Source organism: Pseudomonas sp. GL93 (assembly GCF_003408955.1).
GTDB classification, from domain to species: Bacteria; Pseudomonadota; Gammaproteobacteria; order Pseudomonadales; family Pseudomonadaceae; genus Aquipseudomonas; species Aquipseudomonas paracarnis.
Map to the genome: position 1 here is coordinate 1 of NZ_NKRF01000021.1, position 25,731 is coordinate 25,731.

19 protein-coding genes and 1 pseudogene are annotated in these 25,731 nt (G+C 54.1%); 1 reads left to right on the forward strand and 19 read right to left on the reverse strand.

Going from position 1 to position 25,731, the window contains the following annotated elements:
- Nucleotides 1-451: 451 nt before the first annotated feature.
- The 7 genes and pseudogenes from CER19_RS04715 to CER19_RS04745 form a co-directional block, all read right to left on the reverse strand.
- Nucleotides 452-2,221, reverse strand: coding sequence for a terpene cyclase/mutase family protein (locus tag CER19_RS04715; protein WP_116665560.1), 1,770 nt, complete (start codon nt 2,219-2,221; stop codon nt 452-454).
- A gap of 93 nt (nt 2,222-2,314) precedes the next feature.
- Complete coding sequence (gene iteS / locus CER19_RS04720; RefSeq protein WP_116665561.1) at nt 2,315-4,585, reverse strand: S8 family anti-phage peptidase IteS; 2,271 nt, start codon at nt 4,583-4,585, stop codon at nt 2,315-2,317.
- Nucleotides 4,536-5,714 carry an anti-phage ATPase IteA gene (iteA, locus tag CER19_RS04725; protein WP_218568475.1) on the reverse strand — a complete coding sequence of 393 codons (1,179 nt, stop codon included), beginning with the start codon at nt 5,712-5,714 and terminating at the stop codon, nt 4,536-4,538. Before iteA ends, iteS begins: the two co-directional genes overlap by 50 nt.
- Before the next feature lie 242 nt (nt 5,715-5,956).
- Nucleotides 5,957-6,546, reverse strand: a pseudogene (locus tag CER19_RS04730) (TetR/AcrR family transcriptional regulator).
- A 208-nt stretch (nt 6,547-6,754) separates the two neighbouring features.
- Nucleotides 6,755-8,104 (reverse strand): transposase, encoded by a 1,350-nt coding sequence (locus CER19_RS04735; RefSeq protein ID WP_116665562.1) that lies wholly within the window; start codon nt 8,102-8,104, stop codon nt 6,755-6,757.
- On the reverse strand, nt 8,101-10,110 hold the full coding sequence (locus CER19_RS29005; RefSeq protein WP_256660382.1) for a transposase: 2,010 nt from the start codon (nt 10,108-10,110) through the stop codon (nt 8,101-8,103). The genes CER19_RS04735 and CER19_RS29005 overlap by 4 nt, the downstream gene beginning before the upstream one ends.
- A complete protein-coding gene (locus CER19_RS04745) occupies nt 10,107-11,069 on the reverse strand; it encodes a transposase (RefSeq protein ID WP_116665563.1) in 963 nt (320 codons plus the stop codon). Before CER19_RS04745 ends, CER19_RS29005 begins: the two co-directional genes overlap by 4 nt.
- A gap of 633 nt (nt 11,070-11,702) precedes the next feature.
- Here CER19_RS04745 and CER19_RS04750 point away from each other — a divergent pair.
- The gene (locus CER19_RS04750; protein ID WP_116665564.1) at nt 11,703-13,298 is read left to right on the forward strand and encodes a TnsD family Tn7-like transposition protein; all 1,596 of its coding nucleotides are present in this window, start codon (nt 11,703-11,705) and stop codon (nt 13,296-13,298) included.
- 20 nt (nt 13,299-13,318) lie between these two features.
- Here CER19_RS04750 and CER19_RS28530 read toward each other — a convergent pair whose 3' ends face one another.
- The 12 genes from CER19_RS28530 to atpB form a co-directional block, all read right to left on the reverse strand.
- Nucleotides 13,319-14,443: a hypothetical protein gene (locus CER19_RS28530; protein ID WP_133298306.1), complete on the reverse strand. Its 1,125-nt coding sequence runs from the start codon at nt 14,441-14,443 to the stop codon at nt 13,319-13,321.
- Nucleotides 14,444-14,699: 256 nt separating this feature from the next.
- A complete protein-coding gene (gene glmS / locus CER19_RS04755) occupies nt 14,700-16,532 on the reverse strand; it encodes a glutamine--fructose-6-phosphate transaminase (isomerizing) (protein WP_032894388.1) in 1,833 nt (610 codons plus the stop codon).
- A 10-nt stretch (nt 16,533-16,542) separates the two neighbouring features.
- The gene (locus CER19_RS04760; protein WP_116665565.1) at nt 16,543-17,310 is read right to left on the reverse strand and encodes a DeoR/GlpR family DNA-binding transcription regulator; all 768 of its coding nucleotides are present in this window, start codon (nt 17,308-17,310) and stop codon (nt 16,543-16,545) included.
- Between the two features lie 238 nt (nt 17,311-17,548).
- Complete coding sequence (gene glmU / locus CER19_RS04765) at nt 17,549-18,916, reverse strand: bifunctional UDP-N-acetylglucosamine diphosphorylase/glucosamine-1-phosphate N-acetyltransferase GlmU (protein ID WP_116665566.1); 1,368 nt, start codon at nt 18,914-18,916, stop codon at nt 17,549-17,551.
- A gap of 122 nt (nt 18,917-19,038) precedes the next feature.
- Nucleotides 19,039-19,455: a F0F1 ATP synthase subunit epsilon gene (locus CER19_RS04770; RefSeq protein WP_003195825.1), complete on the reverse strand. Its 417-nt coding sequence runs from the start codon at nt 19,453-19,455 to the stop codon at nt 19,039-19,041.
- A 44-nt stretch (nt 19,456-19,499) separates the two neighbouring features.
- Nucleotides 19,500-20,876, reverse strand: a complete 1,377-nt coding sequence (atpD, locus tag CER19_RS04775) for a F0F1 ATP synthase subunit beta (protein WP_003195827.1) — start codon at nt 20,874-20,876, stop codon at nt 19,500-19,502.
- 27 nt (nt 20,877-20,903) lie between these two features.
- Nucleotides 20,904-21,764 (reverse strand): F0F1 ATP synthase subunit gamma, encoded by an 861-nt coding sequence (gene atpG / locus CER19_RS04780; RefSeq protein WP_005792602.1) that lies wholly within the window; start codon nt 21,762-21,764, stop codon nt 20,904-20,906.
- Between the two features lie 50 nt (nt 21,765-21,814).
- Nucleotides 21,815-23,359, reverse strand: a complete 1,545-nt coding sequence (gene atpA, locus CER19_RS04785) for a F0F1 ATP synthase subunit alpha (protein ID WP_003195831.1) — start codon at nt 23,357-23,359, stop codon at nt 21,815-21,817.
- Nucleotides 23,360-23,380: 21 nt separating this feature from the next.
- Nucleotides 23,381-23,917, reverse strand: coding sequence for a F0F1 ATP synthase subunit delta (locus CER19_RS04790; protein WP_003195833.1), 537 nt, complete (start codon nt 23,915-23,917; stop codon nt 23,381-23,383).
- A 12-nt stretch (nt 23,918-23,929) separates the two neighbouring features.
- A complete protein-coding gene (locus CER19_RS04795) occupies nt 23,930-24,400 on the reverse strand; it encodes a F0F1 ATP synthase subunit B (RefSeq protein ID WP_003195835.1) in 471 nt (156 codons plus the stop codon).
- Between the two features lie 56 nt (nt 24,401-24,456).
- On the reverse strand, nt 24,457-24,714 hold the full coding sequence (gene atpE / locus CER19_RS04800) for a F0F1 ATP synthase subunit C (RefSeq protein WP_002555987.1): 258 nt from the start codon (nt 24,712-24,714) through the stop codon (nt 24,457-24,459).
- A gap of 133 nt (nt 24,715-24,847) precedes the next feature.
- Nucleotides 24,848-25,717, reverse strand: coding sequence for a F0F1 ATP synthase subunit A (atpB, locus tag CER19_RS04805; protein WP_003195886.1), 870 nt, complete (start codon nt 25,715-25,717; stop codon nt 24,848-24,850).
- Nucleotides 25,718-25,731 lie beyond the last annotated feature (14 nt).

Genomic DNA, 25,731 nt, shown 5'->3' on the forward strand with positions numbered 1-25,731 from the left:
CGTTCGGGTGAATAGTACGTCACAACCTGCCTCTTTCCGCCCTCGGTATGCTCTTTGGGGGTAAATCAGGAGAGGCGACAACTATCCTGACACCGGGGGTAGATGCGAGTCTTTCCAGTGCTTCTACAGCTTTGCGAAAGTTATTCATTTTGGTAGATCTCAAAATGGCTTCTGATGAGACCTTTCTACCGAATTCGGAACAGCTCTCTCTAGATATAGGTGACGCGCTTTTCAAAAAAAAATACAAAAAAACACTTTAAAATCATAAGGTTGATAGAGAAAATCAAGGTCTTCTGTGATCTTGAATTGGTTCACGAACAGTGATTTTTTAGCTTTTCATCCCCAAATATTAACTCTACGGACGAACCTCCGGTGCGATCCTCCGGAACTCAGGGCACCGGAGGATGGTTGAGGGATTGAATCGCCGTTGTTCCTAGGACACGCCGCCCTTCTATTGCAATAGATCTAGGTTCAACAATAATTTTGCGAAACGGTCTATAAAGCTCCTTGCATCGCGCATGCCTTCCGACAGCTCGGCTTCACTCACCTCATGCGCGCGATGGATGATGCCGTCCCTACGACCGATAAGGGCGCTGATCCTATCGCGATGGGGTAGGCGCTGAGGAGGTGTTAATACGCCAATTCGCTGAAGAGCGTCTTGCAACGCCCGCAATGCCTCACGGGGCCCAAGAGTCTCAGTTCCATTCTCTTTGAAGGCTGAAAGGGCCAGATCTTCGCGCCGCTCGAAAAGTCCATAAAGAAACATCTCCACAGCGTGAACAGTGGCAATCGCAGCAAGCCGGCGATTATTCGCTCCACCCTCCAATTGCAGTTCTTCCGCTTTTCTGAAGAAATCTCGGGCCATCAACAGAAACCCGTCTACTTGCGCAAGCATTTGGCCCCTGTTAGCCAAATAATCCAAAATTACCCCAGCCGTAAAATTCTCAGTCCATGGTTCAGCCTCCCACCCCCCGAGAATCGTCTGCCCAGCCACTAACCAAGTCTCTCCAGCTTCGAGAACATGAGGAATTTCATCTGCTTGATCCGACCTACGAATTGCTTCCAGCGCCAAAACTGTGCTGATGAGGTCGGGCTCGCGGTTGATAGTATCCCGTGGAAAAGCTCCGCTCTCGGGCAAGATTGTGGTCAAGAGCCAAGCAACGGCCTGCCCAATCGCTTGATGATACCGGTCGTCCCCTATGCGCTGTAGGGCAACTGTAGCGAACGCCGTGGCTCGTACGCTTTCAATGGAATCACCGCCAGATCGATCCCGCCAGCAACCTAACGGCTCCTGTCGCCTGATCAGCCGATCAGTAAGCACGGCGGTTTCTCGGCGAAGACGCCCGATAAGCATGCGGTTTCTACTACTTCGCCAAAGCGCATATCCAATCTCCTCGACTAGCCCGTCTCGTTCTGACTCATCCCCTCCTAGCTCGATCAAGCGTTGCGCGCAATCAGATAGGGCCGTGTTAAGCCGAGCTCTCTCGGTGGCGCTGCCATAAAGGCTAAGGAACCAAGCAATGGAAAAGGACCAGTCCTGCGGCAATTGCCGGCCCCTGGCATCTCGGGCGAGTACAGCCACCAATGCATTACGTCCTTCGGCTGTACGAGGTTCAATTCCAAGAATTGGAAAGAGTTCGGGTGTTGGGTGCTGAAGAATTCGAGCTGGGAGCAATGCCATCGCTTTCTCCAGCGATGGCGGATAACCCCCAAGCTCTTCTTCGAGGTCGGCCGCTTCAGGACCTCGGCGCTCGCGTTTTGCTTCGGTGAATTCGGCGGCGACAACGGTGACAGGACGCTGTACACGTTCAGCAGCTCCCGTCGCAATTAGTTCAGGGGGGAGTTCACCATCCTTGATTGCCCAGTGTGTACGATGCTTCTCGAATTGATCGATTCCAAGGCGATCAGCAATGCCGAGAACCTGTGACCTATCTAGGAAGGCATGTTGTTGGTCAAGTTCAAAAGCAAATGTCAGTTCGTTCGCCCTGCGTGAGATATTCCGTATACGTCCATGACGAACTACTCGGGCATGAGGTCCGCCGGCGCCCACCTCATACATCAGTAGGGTGGGCACCTCTTCCAGGCGGCGCATAGACTCAGGGCGAGCCGGATCTATCGCAGCGGCATCAATACCGCTGTACTCTTTGAATCGTCCTAACCCAAATGAATACGGCGGCGTTTCCCACATCTCACTATGGCCAGCAACTAGCAAATTGAACATCCCTGTCTCCTCATGGGCCTCTTGAGCTGGTAGATAGAAAATACGACCCAGAGTTTACGTTCGATATCTATCAGGCTACGCCAATAATCTTAATCACACGCGGAGCGGTACTCGCACAGGCAGTGGTGTGTTCACCCAGTTGGTCTGGGCAAGGGCTCGAAGGCCCGCTGCGCGAACCTGTGGATCTCCGTCCAGTGAGCGAACAGTGACAATGATGTGGACTGGCAAAGGCTCTATCAGAGCTGGCTCATATGCACGCAGAAGAGCAGTCGCCTGTAGCCCCCACTGCTCACCTGTGACGCCTCTCGGGAAGCTGTTGCGATGCACTTTTACGGGTGACCATTTGCTACCGCATGTGATCTGAGCAGCCTCATAACCACTTCGTCCCTCATCGCTATCCATAGGAACCATACCCTTGATTGTCTCGCCATGGATGAGTCCGAAGCTCAACTCAATGTTCGCCCGTACGTATTCACTCCCTGCGTTCGGATCCAGCGGTGGAGCATAAGCGGCCGTTATGATGATTTCGCCGCGGAACTTGTCCCCATCCATCAGCACGTCCGGCATAGGGTAGTTGGCCTTCCGCCAACGCATGTTTCCAGGAACTAGATTGGCCTGGAACACCAACGTGAAGCTGTCATTAGAATCGTAGAGCGCTTTCAATACATCATCTGGCCGCCCAGCGCCGAGGTAGCGGCGATGGTAGGCATCGTAATCGGGCGATGAAAGCTGAGCGGCATGAATCATTAACGCCTTGACCAGCGATGGCGACGGATCAAGACCAGGACGACCGGCGATGGCCCGCCAAGCATGAGCCGCCATGCTCGACGCCAACGGTGCCGCATAGCTAGTTCCGAACGAATAATGCAACTGATCGGTAGGACCTAGAACTAAGAGGCTTGCCTGACCGGCGTTCCACGGGGCATGTACACCTCCACCTACATGGGTGATGTCGGGTTTGGGTGTGAATACCGGTCCAGGACCTGAGCGCGAGTATGGAGCTGGATGGCCGACGGCAGACAGCGCGTCAGCCGCATCAATATGCGAGATCGAGCCGACGGTCAGTGACCGCACGGACTCACCTGGGCAAGAAATCCTGTCCGTCAAAGTCGCAGGCGTTAACCACTGCCGCCGAGGCTCGTCGTTGTAATTCCCAGCTGCAACCACGAAGAGCACTTGGTACTTGTCGCTTAGCTCATCCATCGTCATGGCGAAATCGCTGAATAGGCTTTCGTCACATGGATCGCCACCGATCGAAATGTTCCAAATCTTAACGTCGGGGCGCCGGCGTACTGCTTGGCTAAGACGCAGCTCCAAATCCGACATGTTGGAACCACCTACCTCCAACGCACATACGTCATGAATCAACGCGGGCGTTGAAGGCAGCCACGTGTGCTTATTATTGAAATGAGCTCCGGCGGCGACCAATGATCCAACCGCAGTGCCGTGCTCGTAGTTGGTATCCGGGGGCAGTACGTACGGGTCACGTGACGTAACGTAATGAGCGATTGCTTTGGCCGAGGGACTCACCCCGGTATCGAAAACCCCAACTGTCGGCAGACCGTCCAGATCGGCTGAAGCCTGAGCGGCATTCCCGCCGCTTTGAGGTGTGGCAACAGCCTGGCGTGGCCTGAATACAGGCTCGGCGAATACTGTTCGTATACCGGGGAAATCGAGCAGCAACTCAAGATGGTCATTTTGAATCTTGTCTAGGTCTCGAATGGCGAATACTGGCAAGCCTCGGCCTTGGGGAATTTCAATAAACGGGAGTGATAACAACTTAAGCGTGCGCTGCACGGTCTCATAGTTATAGGCATTGAAAGCATCGTGCTGATATTGGAAAAGTCGCAACACCGCTCGGCCGTGCTCCAACAGTCGCGCGCTGCCTTCTGGATTACGTCGCTCACGGCTCCAAGGCTGAATTTCTTCGATTACGCTCAGGTTATGAAGAATTTTCTGCGTTCCGCGCTGGAGAATCACTTTATTCAAGTCGTTCAGGCTTTTCGACGACGCACCGACAAGCATTTCGTTGATACGAGCATGGCCTGCAGGTTGGAGGCTGGCTTCTTCAGCCAACTTTATAGGTCTGTGGGTTTTAGCGATTCCCTGTTCTCGCAGCTTGAGAACCAAGTGCGTCAGTGCTTGGGGATGAAGTGCTTTCTCTCGCGAAAGCGCTGTCATAGCGCTTGCCAAGCCCATCGAGAGGGCTTGGCGGTAGGCCTCATCAACATCCAGTAGCGGTTTTGGGCTTCTGGCGTTGCCATCTACAGCGTTGAGATCCCGTGCTTGGAACGGGATATGGATAAAGGGGTTTTCAACCCTGGCATTCAGCGAATGCCCCGGGGGCAAGTTCTTCCGGGCCACTTACGATCTCCTCCTTAAGGATCTTGGTAATACGCCTAGTCGACAGGTCGTACAGCCGCCCTAATGTTCTTAGGGAGAAGTATCGAGGTGCCCATCCATTAAGCCACCGTATTTCAGACTCCACAGTAGATAGCACCCGGCCACCACTCAGCGCAAGATTTAAACCCAATCGGCGGAGCAACTGGCCCTCATCTATTTCTGTTTTGTTAGAAAGCACTGCCGCGCGCTTGGTATCAAGACAAACCTGTTCAATGTTTGCGCCGGTGATACCTGCGGAAACCTTAGCCAAGTTGGAGAAATCCAATTCCTCGGAATTAAACGGTGCTAGGAACTGCTTCCATAGCAAGGTGCGCAGCGCAAAGTCTGGTTCGCCCAGCGGGATCCGGAAGCTAAAACGACGCCATACAGCAGGATCCAGAAGCTGATCGTGGTTGGTTGCTGCGATAATAATCGTGTTATCAGGCACTGCATCAATGTTCTGAAGCAATGCGATGACCACCCGCTGCAGTTCGCCCACGTCGCGCTCATTGCCACGAGCTCCAGCCAGCGCATCGAACTCATCCAGAAACAAGACGCAGGGCCGCTGCTGTGAGAATTCGAACACCCGACGCAGATTTCGGCTGGTCTGGCCCAGCAAACTGCTGATCAGAGTGTCGCATCGAACAGTGAGAAGTGGCATCCCAAGATTGGCTGCGACGTAACGAGCAAGACGTGTTTTGCCAGTGCCTGGAGGCCCATAGGTCAGCAGTCGACTTGGCATAGCGGCACCGACTCTGGCTAGATCATCATATCGATTGATGTTCGCCAGGAACTCCTGAATGCGGCTATCTACGGCGCTCGAAAGAATCAGCAACTCATGGTCCAGTGCCGGATAGCTTACGTCCACCGTATGCAGGTGGCTTTCACCGTCGGTAGGCAGATTCGACAAGCTGAGCCCGTTGGCAGCATCTTGCGCGCTGGCTAGAGCGACAGGTGCTCGCGCCAGTCGCTCTCTGATCATGCGGGCCTGTTTCTTATCACCATCACTCTCAAGCTTGTCAGCCAAGAGGCCAGCATAGTTGGAGGCCATGCTGGCATTTGCCTTGAGAGCTCCATCCAGGATCTTCAAGATTTCAGAAAGGTATTCCACGGTTTTGATTCGCTCAGGGAGTGTTCTGTTACGGAATTTGGCGAGAGTGTAGCGTATAGCTTTATAATCGTTTCGCTTTTGTCGAGTTTTGATTCACCACACCGTACCAAGATCAACCAATACTCGACCAAGAGTCGTCGCAGCACTTTTCGTTTTGCTACACGGGCAATATGAGAAATGGACGTCTTTCTTCTCTGTGGGATGCTTAGAAGTGATTCTCGGTATGGCTCGTATTGCATAAGTCATCCTGCGAGAAGATATGAAGACCGCATTGCCAGCGACTCAAGCAAATGGTCAAAGCCAGCTAAAGGGTAGGTTGATCGGGCCCGATGCCCAATCGATGAGGCTTGAGCCCTCTAGCGTGCTCAGCAGCATGAAGGCGTATTCCTCAACGGGTTTATCCAGCAACCAGTGGTGCAGTTGGACGGCATCATTGATGGGTGGTCAGCCAGTCAAGCTGAGACTCAAAGAATTCCCGAGTGAGCTCTTGCAGCGAGATGGGCAATGCGGCCATTTCTGCCGCCAATGCACCACACAACGGCAGCAGCCCGCCATGGGCGCTGGCGACGAACAGCCGCGAAAACTCACGTAGCCGCAACAGCGGATCGGGATGCCTGGTTTTTATCGAGCCAAGCGTCTCTGTGAATCGATGGATGTAATCCCTGATCAATTCCGCGCCCAGACATTCCTTGGTCGGGAAGTGATGATGAATGCTGGCTTTCCTGATGCCGATCTGTGCTGCTAGGTCGGCGTAACTGAACGCTGAGTAACCTCTGGAGCGCATCTGTGTTTCCGCGACATTCAACAGTGCGGTTTTTGTCGTGATAGACATTGGAGACTCCTCAGGCAAGCGTTCAGCCGTTTTTAGCCAAGGCGGCGATCCGTTGAGCGCTATCCTGGAGGAAGGCGATTCCATTCGCGCTGCACTTTCGGGTCGATAAACCGAATTTTCACTGTGTAAACCAAGATGGTTAACAAAGTGAAAAAGCGGTTAACACTGGGGATAGACTGCTGAAAGCACACCTGTTTTATTTAGCTTGTTAAATTGGTCGTTTTGGCTTGGGACGTGCCACGTTGTCCTTATACTCAAGGAAAGCACTCGCTTTCTCCTCATCAGTCAGATTCAAAACTGGAGCGCGACGGGGCGATTTAACTGCCTGAGGCGCGTCAATCCCCAGGGTATCCATATCTCTAACTGCTGCTCGTTCTTTCTCGCTCAACGCGGATTGAAAGACAGTCGCAATCACACGTTCGCTACGATCTGCACGGGTGAAATCTACGACGTTTGACTTCATCGCATCGGGCAGATCGAAGGGGCATTGCAAGTCCTTGTGCTTCTGCTTTTTGCGATTGCTCATCGCCTGTAGCTGTAGCTCTTCGACCTCAGCGGCACTTGCTGTGTATGCTGCAGAACGGTACGCACGAGTGATATCGATCAGATTCACCCACCGCCGGTTCGCTTTGCGGCATTCCACGTATGCCTGCTTCAACAACAGCACCACTAGTCGCTTGATCCCAAAAGTACAGCGGTACAGCTCAACGGCCAGCTCACCGACGTCGGCTTTGATATAGCCGTTGCTCACTCTGCTGCATTCAGCAACGTAACTGCGCCAATCCGCACTATCAGGATCGTCCGGCAACATGATTCGGGGATCAGTGAGCAGGCGCTGCTTGTCCTCGCTGTTTCGTCCAAGCAGCTTGTGAGCCAGGCTGTAGTTGCAGACAAAAACCATCGGCAAGCCAATTGCGGCCATGGTAAGCAAAATCTCAGTCACCTTTGCAGCACCAGAGCCGGCGTTGGTGTGTTGCATCTCTTCTAACAGCGCAAGAGAAACGCCATCTCTGTTGGCCCTGCGGCGCGACTCCTTCAGTAACTGAGCAACTGTGGTTCTGCCTATTCGCTTGCCATCTCCGAAAACAAAGTCTTCGAGCAGTGCCTTACCGCTTGCCCTACCACGTGCGCTCGCATACCAGTGAGACACCAAGGTTACGGTCCCTTCGTATAGGTCACAGGAAAAATCCGTTGGTAAAGGCAATACCTTGCGTAGAGCAGTAATGGTTTGGCTTTTACCAACGCCAGCCAGGCCGGTGAGGCAGACCGGAGAAACTTCAACCTCGGGCGGATTGAAGACCTTCGATGCGTACTCCGCCTCACTTTTGAATAGCATCTGGCTGTGCATCGATGCTCTACCAACCATCTCCCGTATGAAAGCTAGCGAGAACTCATTGGGAATGAAGATCTGCTTCAACGTACCTGCCAATTGCTCAGAGGCAATCAAGGCATCAAGGGAATCAAGCGCAGCAACGGGGTCAGGCCTGACCGTGACCTTCGCGCGGATCTTCTCTATGTCCAGGCATTCACTGAACCGGTCAACGATCAACTTGTTCATTTGGCCTTTCCCATAAAGCGATCGTAATCTGCTTCATCACGTTGCGCTGATGCGTTTTTCGCAGGGCGCCCAGTTCTCCTATCCCCGGCATGCCAGTCCTCTCCAGTTTCCTGTTTGAACCGATTTTTAAAAAACTGCTGAACAGCAGGAATTTCATCATAAAAAGCAGCATTTCCATCGCGCCGCATTTGATCATACAACTGCAAGTCACGTAGCGAGATGTCCACGGTCCCATCGAGAGTTCGTTGAGAACGTATGAAATCCAGCTCATAAAGCCTACCGTTTACTTCGATCCAAATATGGCGGACGCACATAGTTAGCGTGTATGCAGTAGTGGTTATCACGCCGTCTTTCGCGACTCGATCGAATACCCCAGTGGCAACAAGCTCCGCAGATCTATATTTGCGACCGTAAAAATACACGGCGTCATTTCGAATTGCTGCAGGGCGCACAGCGAGAAATTCTCGAATCGCAGTGTGGAGTTGCATACTGTCCGCAGAGTTTCGACCTCGTTGATCCCAGTAGTTGAAAATCGCGAGAGGGGTGGGCATGACTCCAGCGAGGACCAGTTCATCGTCCAAGCGACCGCTGGCATCAGACCCGCGGTTGTCCATAAGGACTTGGAGGATCTCCCGCTTAGCCATCTGAACGAAGTTAAGCCGACTATGTACATAGGTAGGCTGGTCCAATGACTTCTTGTCACGTGGATGAGATGCCTCGACGGTGGCCTTGGACTGCCCCGAAAATACAGGGGTGGTTTCAAAGGTACCCAGCCAGTTAATCGCCGATTCCACGTCAAAGTTCGCTCCCGGTCCGCGGTCAAAGACGATCCCGCGTGAAAGGCCCTCACTTGGCCACTCGTCGGGCCCGATAGTTAGCCCAAACAACTCCGCGAATTTGACTTTATTGGCAGCCATTGAAAGTAGGCACATTTTGTACGCATCCATAGTCTCCTTGCCTTCAGCGAAGCCTATCCCCACCACGAGTCCTGAAAGGCCGCAAACTCCTCGAACGACACAAAAACTATCAACCGCGCTTCCTTCCGAAATGCCTGAGAGCTTTTCAGATATGTAGTAGCCATCAAACTCAACACGTTGATTTACATTAAGTAAGCGGTCAGCAAAGCTTCCTTGGGAGCCGGTATTGGCACGAGTTTTGTGCTCACCTCTGACGGCAACAGAGCGTTGTCTTGGGCTGAATCGACGCTCTATTTGAGTTCTGATCTGAGAACGCGTAGGGAACGGCTCGTTATCAGGATGAATGAACTCAATTTTGCCATTCCTCTTTACGGCGTTGCAGCCGAACTTCTTCGTTACTATTTCACTGTAGATGTCGTTAGCTGTCTTATTCGGAGCCCTAAACTCGACATAACCTTCAATTATCTTTTCCTTCATTTCGGCGTCTGCTCGAAAGCCCCAATACTTGCCCTTTGGAGAAGGGCGTCCCAGCCTGCGGACATACGAAGGGTCATCACGATCCCAGCCGCCGATACGATGAAGGGGCGGCATCAATGACCACTTATTGCGACCAAAAACGATGTACGTATAGAACCAGAGCCGCAAGCGTGAGGTATTTTGCAAAGGCTTCAGGGTCTTGGCATGAGCGTTAATGATGTCATCCGGGTTATCGCTTGCCAGAATTTCGCCTAGCTGGAGAACGAGTTCGGAAATGGCTGCGAAACGCCGGTTAACCTTCTGGTCGTAGCTCTCTGTGGTTGAAATACGCAGCATCTCTCGCTGAGCTACAGAGAGTCCATCGACCGGCGCTAGCCACGGGGGGATTTTATCCGCCGGGCCGTCCTCCAGAATAAAGCCGGCTTCAAGCGCTTCTTCGAATTCAAACCTCGTGAAAGTGATCAGATGCGATCTGATCTTACGACCGTCGTCGCAGAAATTGACCAGTCGCACCCGATTGGTGCCACCATTGCTGTGAAGGAAGTGATATATCTTGCCTTTCTCCAGGCAACAAAAACCCTCGGGAGCAATAAGCCTGGCACCAGCCATCATGATTCCTTCTCCTGAAAGAGGGTTCCGTACACCTTCAGGAGATCACCGTCATCTGTCGATAAAGGATGATCAATCAGGATTGGCTTGAAGAAATTGATGGTGAGCTTGCGCTCCCAGATGTCCTGGTAGATTTTCGTAATAAATTGGTCACGTCGGCCCCAACGTTTCGCATATTTAATGGCCAGATAGGCAACGGGCTCACCATCGCTAACAGCTTCTCGAAGAGCATCACTGAAATCGTCCAGTAGGCTGCGTTCGAGCGTCAGTGGGATCCCGTGGGTCGAGAACAGCAAATCCAAATTAGCAATCACTGTGGGAGGAAGCTCCTCCAGAGACACTTGCACAGTTCGTATACCCGCGCTGGCGTAGTACATATCTTCCAGCTTGGTTCGAAGGGTTGCATGATCCCGATCTTTCTTCTCCTGCACCGGAGTCTTCGGGCTCGAAAGTCTGCGTTCTCCAAATGCCTCTTTACGATCTTTCATTGTCCAGTTGACGGCGTATGGAATGCCCTCCTCTCCTCTCAGGTAAAGCAGCAGGTCACCCTGATAAGGAAACGGAATTTTCGTCCGGCGGCCGTCGGGTAAATCGACAGCGATTTCGTAATGCTTAAATCCAATGTCTTTTGCGACCTCGACCGTCCCTCTCAGCGAAGGCAGAAAAACACCTTTCATTAATGGGTGACCGCGCAATGGGTTGCCGGATTCCAACGGCCATAGCATTTTCTGCTCGTGCAGATCGAACAGAGCGGGATGGGACAAAGCCAATTGGATGAACACTTTCTCAGGGGTGGATAACGCGTGCACTTCCCGACCAAGCTTGCGGCTGTTGAGCCTGCAAATACGCGATCCCTTTGGAGCTTCGCGTGGCTTAGCTAGGGTGGAGGGGATGTACGTGTCGCCCCAGTCAAAGCCGCTTTGGCGACTGAGGATCAATTGAATTCGTTCTTCCGGCGTCATATACACATTCCATTTCTGGGCTTTACTTCTTCACATCGCTTGGGGATAAAACTCTTAAGCTGATGAAAACCCAAGTATTGCGGGCTCGAACACGGGTAAGTTCTGTGGATAACACCAACTTTCCTGTGGACGAACGAAACCGTGCGCGACTTGACGTCGTGCAGGTAGGAATAGAGAATGGATAGGTCAGCCGTCTAATCTGACTTATCCACAGGGGCCCAAGTTGGCGCTTGGGTCCCCTGTCTCTAAGTTGCTAAATCAATATTATAGATACGCGATAAGTATTCCTTTGTAAGATGCTAGTATTACTTCCGGTGTTAACAGGAGTGCAATTCTACTGCGTCTGCCATTCAGAAAATTGACGAAGCATCGCAAACAAAAAACGAATTATGGTAACGCCTGAAATTGTTGCATGACAATAGAAAGAATCATGATGTAAAGCGTGTGACGCTGCATTCCTTAGCTAAGCATGGAAGGTTAATTCCGTGTAATCACGATTGGGATACTGTGCCCACTGCACCTTTAGCGTGCAATGGAATTAAAAGAGTCGGTAGTTATCCCTCATCGTGATTTCTAAGGATCCATTAACCTCGGCTATTCTAAAGCCCCATCCGACTGATAGATCTGTAGGTCATGACTCGGCCAGACCCGATTTTGCGGTGGTTTGATGATGAGACATTTTTCAGTCTATGCAGCCGCCAACACCAATTTCTGGGTCACCTAGACACTTCCAGCACGTTAGAATGGCTGTACGGATCATCACCGCGTTCGATCAGTCATGACTTCCCCAGTAACGTCAGCTCGCTAGATCCCCGGGTGACAGCCCTCTGGGGGGAACCCACATCGATTATCTATGACCACACTATTCTCCCCCTGCTGATCCCATTTCAGTGCAGAGATCGAATCGACAACGCAGTCCTGGCGATGAAAAGCCCTGCAATTGGATCGATGAAGTACAGTCTCGGCCTTGTAACCGGTCGATTCGGAGCCGAACATCCCTTGAAAGCATGCACATCCTGCATGCGAGAGGACCGTCTAACCCTGGGTGTCGCTTATTGGCACCTTTCGCATCAATATCCAGGCGTAGTGTTGTGCCCCATTCACGAAGAGCTTCTAAAGGAATGCATCGAGAATCGGCAGTGGTCGGGTCGGTTTAAATGGGTTCTTCCGAGCGAAGAGCTGTTTGAGTCGTACTCGCGCCCCTATCCTAGCGACGTAGCTAAAAATGCTCTTAAAACGATGAGTGAAGCGGTACTCGACCTTGTGTCTGTTGCTAAATCACTTTGCTTTGATCCGGATATCGTCTCCAACGTTTACAAAGATGCGCTCGTTCTCTCTGGAGCAATCTTCGATGTGCAAAACAAGGCGGTAACCTCGTTCGCCGAATACGCATCGCTTATTCAACCATATTCGCCATATACCGCCCTCCCAACTACGCCGTCAAAAGCCTCAGCTTTTATCGCACAACTGACGCGCAAAGCTCGTAGCAGATGCCATCCCCTAAAGCATCTGGTGCTGATCACTTGGATATTTGGACGGCTTAAGCTCTTTATCGATCAATACGACGTGCTAAGTAAAGCTGATTCATCAGCTAAACTTAAAAATGTTTATTTCGCGGAAGAGGATCCACGGCCTACTACCAGTGAGATAAGAACTTCAGTTAGTCGAAGGCCTAAAAAATTAAAACCTAAATTACGCACTGCAATATTGGAGAGCCTGAAAAAGGGCGCCCCAAAAGATAAAATCTGTTCTGAATTCAAAGTTTCGATTAGCACCGTCAATCGCCTTCTATCTTCAGATCAATTAGTAAAACGGTCAAGACAAGAGAAACAGCTCAGCGAAAATCTATGTACTTTTCGAGCCCAATGGGACAGTGCGATCAAAGAAAACAGCCACATGTCCACAAACGATTTACGATCGAGCAAACCTAATTTATACGCTTGGCTATATCGAAATGATCGTGATTGGTTGCTAGAGCGAAATTCGGAATTGCCATGCGGCAGGCTGGGAAACTACACATCCATTGACTGGGACAAGCGTGATGTAGCACTTCAGGAGTTGATACTTTCGAGGATGCGTCAGGTGCATGGCGAATTTCACCAACTGAGATTATGTAAATTATCACTTTACAATCTAGTTCCAAGCTTGTCGCGATCATTAGAAAAACGCACGCATTATCCTAAGACGAGACTACTTATAAGAGAACTTTTACAAAACGATAAGGGTTGATGGGCATGATAGAACGCTGTTCATATAACCGGAATAGCGGGGTGTGGGGGATCCGCCCAGCTTGACGCGCGTTGCACTCCACCGTCTTTTACATCGACAAATGAACAGCATGCATAGGCTATCGGAGACTGCGTCCTAATGTAATCGCCACGACCATATTCAAGAGATAAAGGTGATGGATACGGGCAATACCAGTAGCCAACGCCAAGCGAATAGTTTTCGTCCACATAATGGGCTGACTCATGACCCCCGGCCCTGTACGTTGACCATAATGAAGTGTACGCACGTAGTTGATCACAGGGTGCAACGACATCCGACAAAAAGTCCTGAAAACTATCATAAAGCATAGTTATTGAGTCAATAATAGCTTCAAAGTCGATGCGCTCAAAATAGAATGCAACATTATTTATCGCATGTTCTTTCACTAGAACGAGACTGGTACAGACGATATTCGATAATTTAAACAGCTTTTCTTGGTCGAGAGTTTTCGAAGATTTCCTTGATGAGATTAAAGAGAATCTCATCGACAGAGCTTCTAGGGCTGGAATCAATGACACGTGAAACTGGCACTCATAAATTTCGTCGACTATCCGTGCGCGCTTTAACTCTGCGAGATTATTATTCACCCTTGTGGCGGTTTCGCTAAGATACTTTCCACCACACCCCTCCCACATAACATTACGACTATGACCTTGAGAGGTAAATGGCCTATCACATTGAGAGCAGATCGACTCTAAAATGACATTATGAATTGCACACACGCCGACAGATTCAAGGGAAGCCCTACGCCAATATGAGAAACCAAGTGTAGCCAAGTCAGCCTTCACGCATTCAGGACAGAAGGTCAAACTCTTCGGAAAAGCAGGGTCGACATCTGCGAATTCAGCAATATATTTAGAGCCAGAATAGGCCATGTCTTGAAAGTTTTTAAAAAATGACTGCAACGGTTGATGGGTATGGTTATGCAAAACGCGATTGAACCCAAAGCATCCATGCCATTTCAGTAACGATGCAATGTACCTGATGTCTTCCGTTGTAATACGTTTAGACACATACCAATTTGGAAACAGGCCTTTTCCTAAAATAAAGATGTTGCGCTCTACAAAGGAACGTATTGACTCATCGCGCTGAATACGTAGAAGCATTATTTAAAGCCGCTTTATTTAAAGTACCAAGGCGAAGAGCGCCTGGTTGGCAGAAGATCAACACCGAAACCTCAGCACAGGCCTCAATGTCATTCGATACGAATTCTCCGCGCGCTTGAATTGCCGATGCCACTGCGCGAGGAGCTTCGGCTTGAGATGTGATGGCCAGGAGGTTCAGCGGCCGCATGAGACCGTTTTAATTCGCATGCGACCGTTTTAATTCTCAAAAGCCACCTTTTGGGTACGTCAGTAAGGCTTACTCCACCGTCACCGACTTCGCCAGGTTACGCGGCTGGTCAACGTCGGTGCCCTTGAGCACGGCGACGTAGTACGACAGCAATTGCAGCGGGATGGTGTAGAGGATCGGCGACAGGGTGTCGTGGATGTGCGGCATGTTGATGACGTGGGTGCCTTCACCGTTAGTCATGCCGGCCTTCTCGTCAGCGAAGACGATCAGTTGGCCGCCACGGGCGCGTACTTCCTGCAGGTTGGACTTGAGCTTCTCCAGCAGTTCGTTGTTTGGTGCGACGGTAACCACCGGCATGTCGTCATCCACCAGGGCCAGCGGGCCGTGCTTCAGCTCACCGGCAGGGTACGCTTCGGCGTGGATGTACGAGATTTCCTTGAGTTTCAGCGAGCCTTCCATCGCCACCGGGTACTGCGCACCACGGCCTAGGAACAGGGTGTGGTTCTTGTCGGCGAACAGCTCGGCGACTTTTTCCACGGTGCTGTCCATGGCCAAGGCTTCGCCCAGGCGGGTCGGCAGGCGGCGCAGTTCTTCCACCAGGGTGGCTTCGACACCTTCAGCGAGGGTGCCGCGCACTTGGCCCAGGGACAGGGTCAGCAGCAACAGGCCCACCAGTTGGGTGGTGAAGGCTTTAGTGGAGGCGACGCCGATTTCACGACCGGCCTGGGTCAGCAGGGTCAGGTCGGATTCACGCACCAGGGAGCTGATGCTGACGTTACAGATCGCCAGGCTGCCGAGGAAACCCAGTTCCTTGGCATTGCGCAGGGCGGCCAGGGTGTCGGCGGTTTCGCCGGACTGGGAAATGGTCACAAACAGGGTGTCGGGCTGCACCACCACCTTGCGATAGCGGAACTCGCTGGCGACTTCGACCTGGCACGGGATGCCGGCCAGTTCTTCCAACCAGTAACGCGCCACCATACCGGCGTGGTAGCTGGTACCACAGGCGACGATCTGCACATTGCGCACTTTGGCGAACAGTTCGGCGGCTTGCGGGCCGAAAGCGTTGACCAATACTTGGTTCTGGCTCAGGCGACCTTCCAGGGTGCGCTGTACCACGGACGGCTGCTCGTGGATCTCCTTGAGCATGAAGTGGCGGAACTCGCCTTTGTCGGCGGCTTCAGCGCCATCACGGTATTGCACGGCTTCGCGCTCGACGGACTGACCGTTCACGTCCCAGATCTGCACGCTTTCACGGCGGATGTCGGCAATGTCGCCTTCTTCCAGGTACATGAAGCGGTCGGTCACCTGGCGCAGGGCCAGTTGGTCGGACGCGAGGAAGTTCTCACCCAGGCCCAGGCCGATTACCAATGGGCTACCGCTGCGGGCCGCCACGACGCGGTCAGGCTGGCTGGCGCTGATCACGGCCAGGCCGTAGGCGCCGTGCAGCTCCTTGACCGTGGCCTTAAGGGCGGTGGTCAGATCGCTATGGTCCTTGAGCTTGTGGTTGAGCAAGTGGGCGATCACTTCGGTGTCGGTGTCCGAGGTGAAGACGTAGCCCAGGCCCTTGAGTTGTTCACGCAGCACTTCATGGTTTTCGATGATGCCGTTGTGCACCACCGCCAGGTCGCCAGAGAAGTGCGGGTGAGCGTTACGCTCGCACGGTGCACCGTGGGTGGCCCAACGGGTGTGGGCGATCCCTAAGCGACCTACCAGCGGCTCACCGGCCAGGGCCTGGTCCAACTCGCTGACCTTGCCCGGGCGGCGCATGCGCTCCAGCTTGCCGGCGTTAGTGAAGACGGCCACACCGGCGCTATCGTAGCCGCGGTATTCGAGGCGCTTGAGGCCTTCGATCAGGATGGCAGTAACGTTACGTTCGGCGACTGCGCCAACAATTCCACACATGGTGTTTCTCCTAGATGATTGCCGCGCATATCAGCGTAATGCCGCGGGCTTGGATCTGGTCGCGGGCCTCAAGCGGCAGGCGATCATCGGTAATAAGGGTATGGACGCTGCTCCAGGGCAGCTCCAGGTTGGGAATCTTGCGGCCGATCTTGTCGGATTCGACCATCACCACCACTTCACGGGCGACCTCGGCCATCACACGGCTCAAGCCCAGCAGCTCGTTGAAGGTGGTGGTGCCGCGCTGCAGATCGATGCCATCGGCGCCGATGAACAACTGATCAAAGTCGTAAGAACGCAGGACCTGCTCGGCGACCTGCCCCTGGAACGAGTCCGAATGCGGGTCCCAAGTGCCGCCGGTCATCAACAGCACGGGCTCGTGTTCCAATTCGCTCAAGGCGCGGGCCACGTTCAGGGAGTTGGTCATCACCACCAGGCCCGGTTGATGGCCCAGTTCAGGAATCATCGCGGCGGTGGGGCTGCCGCTGTCGATGATGATGCGCGCATGTTCACGCAAACGCTTCACGGCCGCACGGGCAATGGCGCGCTTGTAGGCCGAAATGGGCTGGGCAGCGTCGCCCACCAGCTCTTGGGGCATGGTGATTGCGCCGCCATAGCGACGCAGGAGCAAGCCGTTACTTTCGAGGGCAGCAAGGTCCTTGCGGATGGTCCCTTCCGAAGTTTCGAAATGCTTGGCCAACTCGTCCACGCTGACTTCGCCCTGTTCGTTGAGCAAGGTGAGGATATTGTGGCGTCGTTGGGGGGTGTTTCGTTTCGACATGGTAGTGGTAAGTTTCGTTTCGAAAGATAACGAAGGCAATCAAAACCTATTAGCGAAAGATCGTCAAGGGGCGGAGAAAATTTTTGCAAAGCGTTCGGCATTGCACAAAACAACTGTGGGAGCTGGCTTGCCTGCGATAGCGGTCAGACAGTCAACAGTAATGTTGCCTGGAACGCCGCTATCGCAGGCAAGCCAGCTCCCACAGGAGTGAGTCTCAACCTATCGAGTTGTGGATAACTCAGCTCTTCTTGATTTTGACCGGGCGTTTCCAGCCGTCGATGTTGCGTTGGCGAGCACGGGCAACGGCCAGTTGGGACTTATCCACATCCTGGTTGATGGTCGAGCCCGCTGCGGTGTTGGAACCATCACCGATGGTTACAGGAGCAACCAGCGAGTTATTGGAGCCGATGAACACGTCTTCACCAATGGTGGTCTGGTGCTTGTTGGCACCGTCATAGTTGCAGGTGATGGTGCCGGCACCAATATTGGTGCGTGCGCCGATGGCGGCATCGCCCAGGTATGTCAGGTGGCCGACTTTGGCGCCTTCGCCCAGGTGAGCGTTTTTCAGTTCGACAAAGTTACCCACATGGGCCTTGGCTCCCAGCTCGCTACCCGGACGCAAGCGCGCAAACGGCCCGGCATCGCTGCCCTCGCCCATCACCGCACCGTCGATATGGCTGTTGGCCTTGACCACCACACCTTTGCGCAAGGTGCTGTCCTTGATCACGCAGTTCGGGCCGATGACCACACCGTCTTCAATGATCACGCGGCCTTCGAGGATCACGTTGATATCAATCAGGATGTCGCGGCCCACCGTCACTTCGCCACGTACATCGAAACGCGCCGGGTCTCGCAGGGTCACGCCCTGGGCCATCAGGCGCAGGCCTTCGCGCAGTTGATAGTGACGTTCCAGCTCTGCCAGTTGCTTGCGGTCGTTGGCGCCCTGCACTTCCATCGGGTGGTGGGGCTGCTCGGTGGCGACCAGCAGGCCATCGCTGACGGCCATCTCGATGACGTCGGTGAGGTAATACTCGCCCTGGGCGTTGTTGTTGGACAGGCGGCTCATCCAGTCGGCGAGCTTGTTGGCAGGCACCGCGAGAATGCCGGTGTTGCCTTCAGTAATCGCGCGCTGGGCTTCGCTGGCATCTTTGTGTTCAACGATGGCAGCCACCTTGCCGTCGGCGTTGCGCACAATGCGGCCGTAGCCCGTAGGGTCATCCAGCTCAACGGTCAGCAGGCCCATCTGGCCAGGCACCACGTGCTTGAGCAGGCGTTGCAAGGTTTCCACTTCAATCAGCGGGACATCGCCGTAGAGGATCAATACCGTGTCCGCGGTGATGAAAGGCACAGCCTGCGCGGTCGCGTGGCCGGTGCCCAGCTGCTTGTCTTGCAATACGAAATTCAGATCGTCCGCAGCCAGACGCTCACGGACCACGTCTGCACCGTGGCCAATCACCACATGAATACGTTGTGGGTCCAACTGGCGGGCGCTGTGGATAACATGACCCAGCATGGAGTTGCCCGCGACCGGGTGCAGTACCTTGGGCAGGGCTGAACGCATGCGGGTGCCCTGGCCTGCGGCGAGAATAACGATTTCAAGAGACATGAATGGCTACCAATCCTGGGCGGTCCGGGTTCAGACCAAAGAAGTGTTTTGCAAAAAAGAAAAAGGGTAGCCGAGGCTACCCTTTTTAATCAATCACGCATCAAGCAAAACGGCGTGGCCGCTTACTTCTTGCGGATCTGCTGGAGAGTACGCAGCTGGGCTGCGGCCTCGGCCAGACGGACTGCAGCAGCGCTGTAGTCGAAGTCTGCGCCTTTTTCGTTCAGCGCCTTCTCGGCAGCCTTGACGGCTTCCTGAGCGGAGGCTTCATCCAGGTCGCCAGCACGTTGCACGGTGTCGGCAAGTACCTTGACCATGTTCGGCTGAACCTCGAGGAAACCACCGGAGATGTAAAACACCTCACGTTCCCCGCCTTGCTTGGTCAGAGTGATCGGACCTGGCTTCAAGCTTGTGATCAGCGGGGCGTGACCCATGGCGATACCAAGATCACCCAGGTCACCGTGCGCTGTTACAAACTCGACCAGACCGGAGAAAATTTCCCCTTCCGCGCTGACGATATCGCAATGGACTGTCATAGCCATCTGATTGCCTCAACCTGATGAGCGCCCGTTTCCGGGCGCCAGGATTACAGTTTCTTGGCTTTCTCGATCGCTTCTTCGATGCCGCCGACCATGTAGAACGCTTGTTCTGGCAGGTGGTCGTAGTCACCGTTGAGGATGCCTTTGAAGCCAGCAATGGTGTCTTTCAGGGAAACGTATTTACCCGAGGCACCGGTGAAGACTTCAGCCACGAAGAACGGCTGCGACAAGAAACGCTGGATCTTACGAGCACGGTTTACCAACTGCTTGTCGGCTTCCGACAGCTCGTCCATACCCAGGATCGCAATGATGTCCTTCAGTTCTTTGTAGCGCTGCAGCACGTACTGAACGCCGCGAGCGGTGTCGTAGTGCTCCTGGCCGATCACGTTCGGGTCCAGCTGGCGCGACGTCGAGTCGAGTGGATCGACCGCTGGGTAGATACCCAGGGATGCGATGTCACGGGACAGAACGACGGTAGCGTCCAAGTGGGCGAAGGTGGTGGCTGGCGACGGGTCGGTCAAGTCATCCGCAGGTACGTATACCGCTTGGATCGAGGTGATCGAACCTTCCTTGGTCGAAGTGATACGTTCTTGCAGAACGCCCATCTCTTCAGCCAGGGTCGGCTGGTAACCTACTGCCGAAGGCATACGGCCCAGCAGTGCGGATACTTCAGTACCGGCCAGGGTGTAACGGTAGATGTTGTCGACGAACAGCAGAACGTCGTTACCTTCGTCACGGAACTTCTCGGCCATGGTCAGGCCAGTCAGGGCTACGCGCAGACGGTTTCCCGGCGGCTCGTTCATCTGACCGTAAACCAGTGCCACTTTGTCCAGAACGTTGGAGTCCTTCATCTCGTGGTAGAAGTCGTTACCCTCACGAGTACGCTCACCCACACCTGCGAACACGGAATAACCGCTGTGCTCGATGGCGATGTTACGGATCAGTTCCATCATGTTTACGGTCTTGCCTACACCGGCACCACCGAACAGACCGACTTTACCGCCCTTGGCGAACGGGCAAACCAGGTCGATAACCTTGATGCCGGTTTCCAGCAGGTCGTTGCCGCCTGCTTGTTCTGCGAACGAAGGTGCTGCGCGGTGAATGCCCCAGCGCTCTTCGGTAGCGATCGGGCCAGCTTCGTCGATCGGGTTGCCCAGTACGTCCATGATCCGGCCCAGGGTCGCTTTACCGACCGGTACGGAGATGGCAGCGCCAGTGTCGACAACGTCCAGACCGCGCTTCAAGCCTTCGGTGGAACCCATCGCAATGGTACGAACTACGCCGTCGCCCAGCTGCTGCTGAACTTCCAGGGTAGTTTCCGCGCCTTGTACTTTCAGCGCGTTGTAGATGCTCGGTACGCTGTCGCGTGGAAATTCCACGTCGATAACGGCGCCGATGATTTGAACGATACGTCCGCTACTCATAGCTGGATCCTCTGAATATTTGAACCGTTAAACCGCGGCAGCGCCGCCGACGATTTCCGAGATCTCTTGGGTGATCGCAGCCTGACGCGCCTTGTTGTAGATCAGCTGCAAATCGCTGATCAGATCACCGGCGTTATCGGTAGCGTTTTTCATCGCGATCATCCGCGCCGCTTGTTCAGCTGCGTTGTTCTCGACCACCGCCTGGTACACCTGCGACTCCACGTAGCGCACCATCAAGCCGTCAAGCAGCTCTTTGGCGTCTGGTTCGTAGAGGTAGTCCCAGTGGTGCTTGAGTTCCTGATCCGGGGTCGCCACCAGTGGAATCAATTGCTCCACGGTTGGCTGCTGGGTCATGGTGTTGATGAACTTGTTGGATACCACGGAGAGGCGGTCAATACGGCCTTCCAGGTACGCATCCAGCATCACCTTCACACTGCCGATCAAATCATTGATCGACGGCTCTTCACCCAGGTGGCTGATAGCTGCAACGACGTTACCGCCGAAGTTGCGGAAAAAGGCCGCACCCTTGCTACCAACAACACACAGATCAATCTCGACGCCGTTTTCGCGGTTTACCGCCATGTCCTTGACCAGGGCCTTGAACAGGTTGGTATTCAGACCACCACACAAACCACGGTCACTGCTCACTACCACATAACCTGCACGCTTGACGGCGCGCTCGATCATGAACGGGTGGCGGTATTCCGGGTTGGCGTTGGCCAGATGCCCAATTACCTGGCGGATACGCTCCGCATAAGGACGGCTAGCAGCCATGCGCATTTGTGCCTTGCGCATTTTGCTGACCGCCACTTTTTCCATGGCGCTGGTAATTTTTTGCGTGCTTTTGATGCTCGCAATCTTACTGCGAATCTCTTTTGCGCCTGCCATGTAACACCTATCAGGTTAGCAAGCGGGAGCCTTGCGGCTCCCGCTGCGGCTTACCAGGTTTGGGTGGCCTTGAACTTCTCGATACCGGCTTTCATGCCAGCGTCGATATCGTCATTGAAGTCACCCTTCACGTTGATCTTCGCCATCAATTCGGCGTGATCGCGGTTGAAGTAAGCAATCAGCGCTTGTTCAAAGCTGCCGACCTTGGCGATTTCAACGTCGGTCAGGAACCCACGCTCAGCGGCATACAGCGACAACGCCATGTCAGCGATCGACATTGGGGCGTATTGCTTCTGCTTCATCAGCTCGGTAACGCGCTGACCATGCTCAAGTTGCTTACGGGTCGCTTCGTCCAGGTCAGAAGCGAACTGGGCAAATGCTGCCAGTTCACGGTACTGAGCCAGAGCGGTACGGATACCACCGGAGAGCTTCTTGATGATCTTGGTCTGAGCGGCACCACCCACACGGGATACCGAAACACCGGCGTTCACTGCAGGGCGGATGCCTGAGTTGAACATGGCCGATTCCAGGAAGATCTGACCGTCGGTGATGGAAATCACGTTGGTCGGAACGAACGCTGAAACGTCGCCAGCCTGGGTTTCGATGATCGGCAGTGCGGTCAGGGAACCGGTTTTGCCGGTCACTGCGCCATTGGTGAACTTCTCTACGTACTCTTCGGAAACGCGGGATGCGCGCTCAAGCAGACGGGAGTGGAGATAGAACACGTCGCCTGGGTAAGCTTCACGGCCTGGTGGACGGCGCAGCAGCAGGGAAATCTGGCGGTAAGCCACTGCTTGCTTGGACAGATCGTCATAAACGATCAGCGCGTCTTCACCGCGGTCGCGGAAGAATTCACCCATGGTGCAACCGGAGTACGGTGCCAGGAATTGCAGCGCAGGAGATTCCGAAGCACTGGCAGCCACGATGATCGTGTTGGCCAGGGCGCCGTTTTCTTCCAGCTTGCGAACCACGTTGGCGATAGTCGATTGCTTCTGACCGATCGCTACGTAGACGCAGAAAATGCCGCTGTCTTTCTGGTTGATGATCGCGTCGATCGCCAGAGCGGTTTTACCGATCTGACGGTCACCGATGATCAGCTCACGCTGGCCACGGCCGACTGGGATCATGGCGTCGACAGCCTTGTAGCCAGTCTGTACAGGCTGGTCTACCGACTTACGCCAGATCACGCCTGGAGCAACTTTCTCGACCGCGTCGGTCTCGGTGTTGCCCAGTGGACCTTTACCGTCAACAGGATTACCCAGTGCGTCGACTACGCGACCCAGCAGTTCCTTACCAACCGGAACCTCCAGGATGCGGCCTGTGCACTTGGCGCTCATGCCTTCAGCCAGACTGGTGTATGCGCCCAATACAACGGCACCTACGGAGTCTTGCTCCAGGTTGAGGGCCATACCGTAGACGCCGCCCGGAAACTCGATCATCTCGCCGTACATGACGTCGGCCAGACCGTGAATCCGCACGATGCCGTCAGATACGCTGACGACAGTGCCTTCGTTACGGGCTTGGGAGGTCACATCGAGCTTGTCGATGCGGCCCTTGATAATTTCACTTATTTCGGAAGGATTGAGTTGCTGCATTGCTCTGCTGCCCCTTCAAACTCAAGATTTCAATGCTTCGGCAAGTTTCGCGATTTTGCCGCGAATCGAGCCATCGATAACCAGGTCGCCGGCACGGATAACAACACCACCAATAAGCGATGCGTCCTCCGAAGCTTGCAGGCGCACTTCCCGATTGAGTCGTGCACTGAGAACCTTGGCGAGTTTGTCTTGCTGTTCTTGGTTCAATGCGAAAGCACTGGTCACTTCAACGTCTACCGATTTCTCTGCTTCGGCCTTGTACAGGTCGAACAGAGCGGCGATCTCCGGCAACAGCGGGAGACGGTCGTTTTCGGCAATGACGTGGATGAAGTTCTGCACCTTCACATCAAACTTGTCGCCGCACACTTCAATAAAAGTGGCGGCCTTGTCTGCGCTCGTCAGGCGCGGGGCCTTGAGCACGCGCTGCATGGTGTCGTCTTGCGACACTGCTGCAGCCAGGCCGAGCATGGCTGACCAAGAGGCCAGCTGCTGGTGGGCCTGGGCGTGCTCGAAGGCTGCCTTAGCGTAAGGTCGGGCCAACGTGGTCAGTTCTGCCATGATCGCCCTCGCTTAAATTTCAGCAGCCAGTTTGTTAACCAGCTCCGCGTGCGCGTTTTGATCGATTGTGGCACCGAGGATCTTCTCAGCACCGCCAACGGCCAGAGCACCCAGTTGGGCACGCAGCGCGTCTTTGACACCGTTCAGTTCCTGTTCGATCTCGGCATGAGCCGAAGCCTTCACACGGTCAGCTTCGACGCGGGCTTTTTCAACAGCCTCTTCGACGATCTGGTTACCGCGTTTCTTGGCTTGCTCAATGATCTCGGCTGCCTGTGCTTTAGCTTCGCGCAGTTGCTGACCCACTTTCTCGTGGGCCAACTCCAGGTCGCGAGCTGCACGGCTGGCAGCGTCCAAACCATCCGCGATCTTCTTCTGACGTTCGTGCAAAGCCGCGATGACCGGAGGCCACACGAACTTCATGCAAAACACTACAAAAATGAAGAACGCAACGGATTGGCCAATCAGGGTTGCATTAATGTTCACGCCAACACCTCGCTCATTCGTTGTCCATCACCCCAATCACTCGAAACGTCGAGTGATTAGCCAGCGAGTTGACCAACGAAGGGGTTCGCGAAGGTGAAGAACAGTGCGATACCAACGCCGATCATGGTCACGGCGTCGAGCAGGCCGGCGACGATGAACATTTTAACTTGCAGCATTGGGACCATTTCTGGCTGACGCGCTGCGCCTTCCAGGAATTTGCCGCCCAGCAGGCCGAAACCAATGGCAGTACCCAGGGCGCCCAGGCCGATCAACAGTGCAACAGCGATAGCGGTTAGACCAACTACAGTTTCCATCTTTCCTCCCGACTTTTACGTCGTATGGTTTAGGTTTTTTAGATTTTAAAGCGGTAAAACAAATCGTTTCATAGCCCTGTTGGGCCACCTTCCCGTTTGACCGGGAAGGACATCAGACTAGTCGAGACTGGTCTTAATGGTTCTCTTCGTGCGCCATCGACAGGTAGACGATGGTCAGCATCATGAAGATGAAGGCCTGCAGGGTAATGATCAGGATGTGGAACACAGCCCACGCCCACTGCAGAACTACGCCCAGGCCGCTAAGCCAGAGCAGGCCGCTGCCAAACATCACAGCGATCAGAATGAACACCAGCTCGCCGGCATACATGTTGCCGAACAGTCGCAGAGCCAGGGAAATCGGCTTGGCGATCAGGGTGACGAATTCCAGCAGGAAGTTCACCGGGATCAGCAGGGCTTGAACGAAGATGTTCTTGCTGCCGAACGGGTGCAGGGTCAGTTCGCCGATGAAGCCGCCGATGCCCTTGACCTTGATGCTGTAGAAAATGATCAGCGCGAATACCGACAGAGCCATGCCCAGTGTGGCGTTCGGGTCAGTGGTGGATACGGCGCGGAATGGAATGTGCGGGTCGCCGGAGATCGCCATGGCCAACTGAGGAATCCAGTCCACCGGAATCAGGTCGACGGCGTTCATCAGGAACACCCAGACGAAGATGGTCAGTGCCAGCGGTGCAATCACCGGGCTACGGCCATGGAAGCTGTCTTTCACGCTGCCATCGACGAATTCGACCAATACTTCAACGAAGTTCTGCAAAGCACCTGGCTGACCGGAAGTCGCCTTCTTTGCCGCCATGCGGAAAATCAGGACGAAGATCAGACCCAATGCGACCGACCAACCCAGAGTATCCAGGTGGAAAGCCCAGAACCCCATTTCTTTGGCTTCTGCTGCGGTGTGGGCAAAGCCCCAGCCGCCATTAGGAAGCTGACCGAAGGTCAGGTTCTGCAAGTGGTGCTGGATATAGCCCGAAGCGGTTGTTTCTGCCATGGTTGCCTCAAACG

Bases quoted from the DNA above. Each gene is read 5' to 3' on its own strand.
- CER19_RS04745 (WP_116665563.1), bottom strand. From the start codon at position 11,069: ATGACGCCGGAAGAACGAATTCAATTGATCCTCAGTCGCCAAAGCGGC.
- atpE (WP_002555987.1), bottom strand. From the start codon at position 24,714: ATGGAAACTGTAGTTGGTCTAACCGCTATCGCTGTTGCACTGTTGATC.
- atpB (WP_003195886.1), bottom strand. From the start codon at position 25,717: ATGGCAGAAACAACCGCTTCGGGCTATATCCAGCACCACTTGCAGAAC.
- atpD (WP_003195827.1), bottom strand. From the start codon at position 20,876: ATGAGTAGCGGACGTATCGTTCAAATCATCGGCGCCGTTATCGACGTG.
- CER19_RS04790 (WP_003195833.1), bottom strand. From the start codon at position 23,917: ATGGCAGAACTGACCACGTTGGCCCGACCTTACGCTAAGGCAGCCTTC.
- glmU (WP_116665566.1), bottom strand. From the start codon at position 18,916: ATGTCTCTTGAAATCGTTATTCTCGCCGCAGGCCAGGGCACCCGCATG.
- CER19_RS28530 (WP_133298306.1), bottom strand. From the start codon at position 14,443: ATGCTTCTACGTATTCAGCGCGATGAGTCAATACGTTCCTTTGTAGAG.
- CER19_RS04715 (WP_116665560.1), bottom strand. From the start codon at position 2,221: ATGTTCAATTTGCTAGTTGCTGGCCATAGTGAGATGTGGGAAACGCCG.
- CER19_RS04750 (WP_116665564.1), top strand. From the start codon at position 11,703: ATGACTCGGCCAGACCCGATTTTGCGGTGGTTTGATGATGAGACATTT.
- glmS (WP_032894388.1), bottom strand. From the start codon at position 16,532: ATGTGTGGAATTGTTGGCGCAGTCGCCGAACGTAACGTTACTGCCATC.
- CER19_RS04760 (WP_116665565.1), bottom strand. From the start codon at position 17,310: ATGTCGAAACGAAACACCCCCCAACGACGCCACAATATCCTCACCTTG.
- CER19_RS29005 (WP_256660382.1), bottom strand. From the start codon at position 10,110: ATGATGGCTGGTGCCAGGCTTATTGCTCCCGAGGGTTTTTGTTGCCTG.
- CER19_RS04735 (WP_116665562.1), bottom strand. From the start codon at position 8,104: ATGAACAAGTTGATCGTTGACCGGTTCAGTGAATGCCTGGACATAGAG.
- atpG (WP_005792602.1), bottom strand. From the start codon at position 21,764: ATGGCAGGCGCAAAAGAGATTCGCAGTAAGATTGCGAGCATCAAAAGC.
- CER19_RS04770 (WP_003195825.1), bottom strand. From the start codon at position 19,455: ATGGCTATGACAGTCCATTGCGATATCGTCAGCGCGGAAGGGGAAATT.
- atpA (WP_003195831.1), bottom strand. From the start codon at position 23,359: ATGCAGCAACTCAATCCTTCCGAAATAAGTGAAATTATCAAGGGCCGC.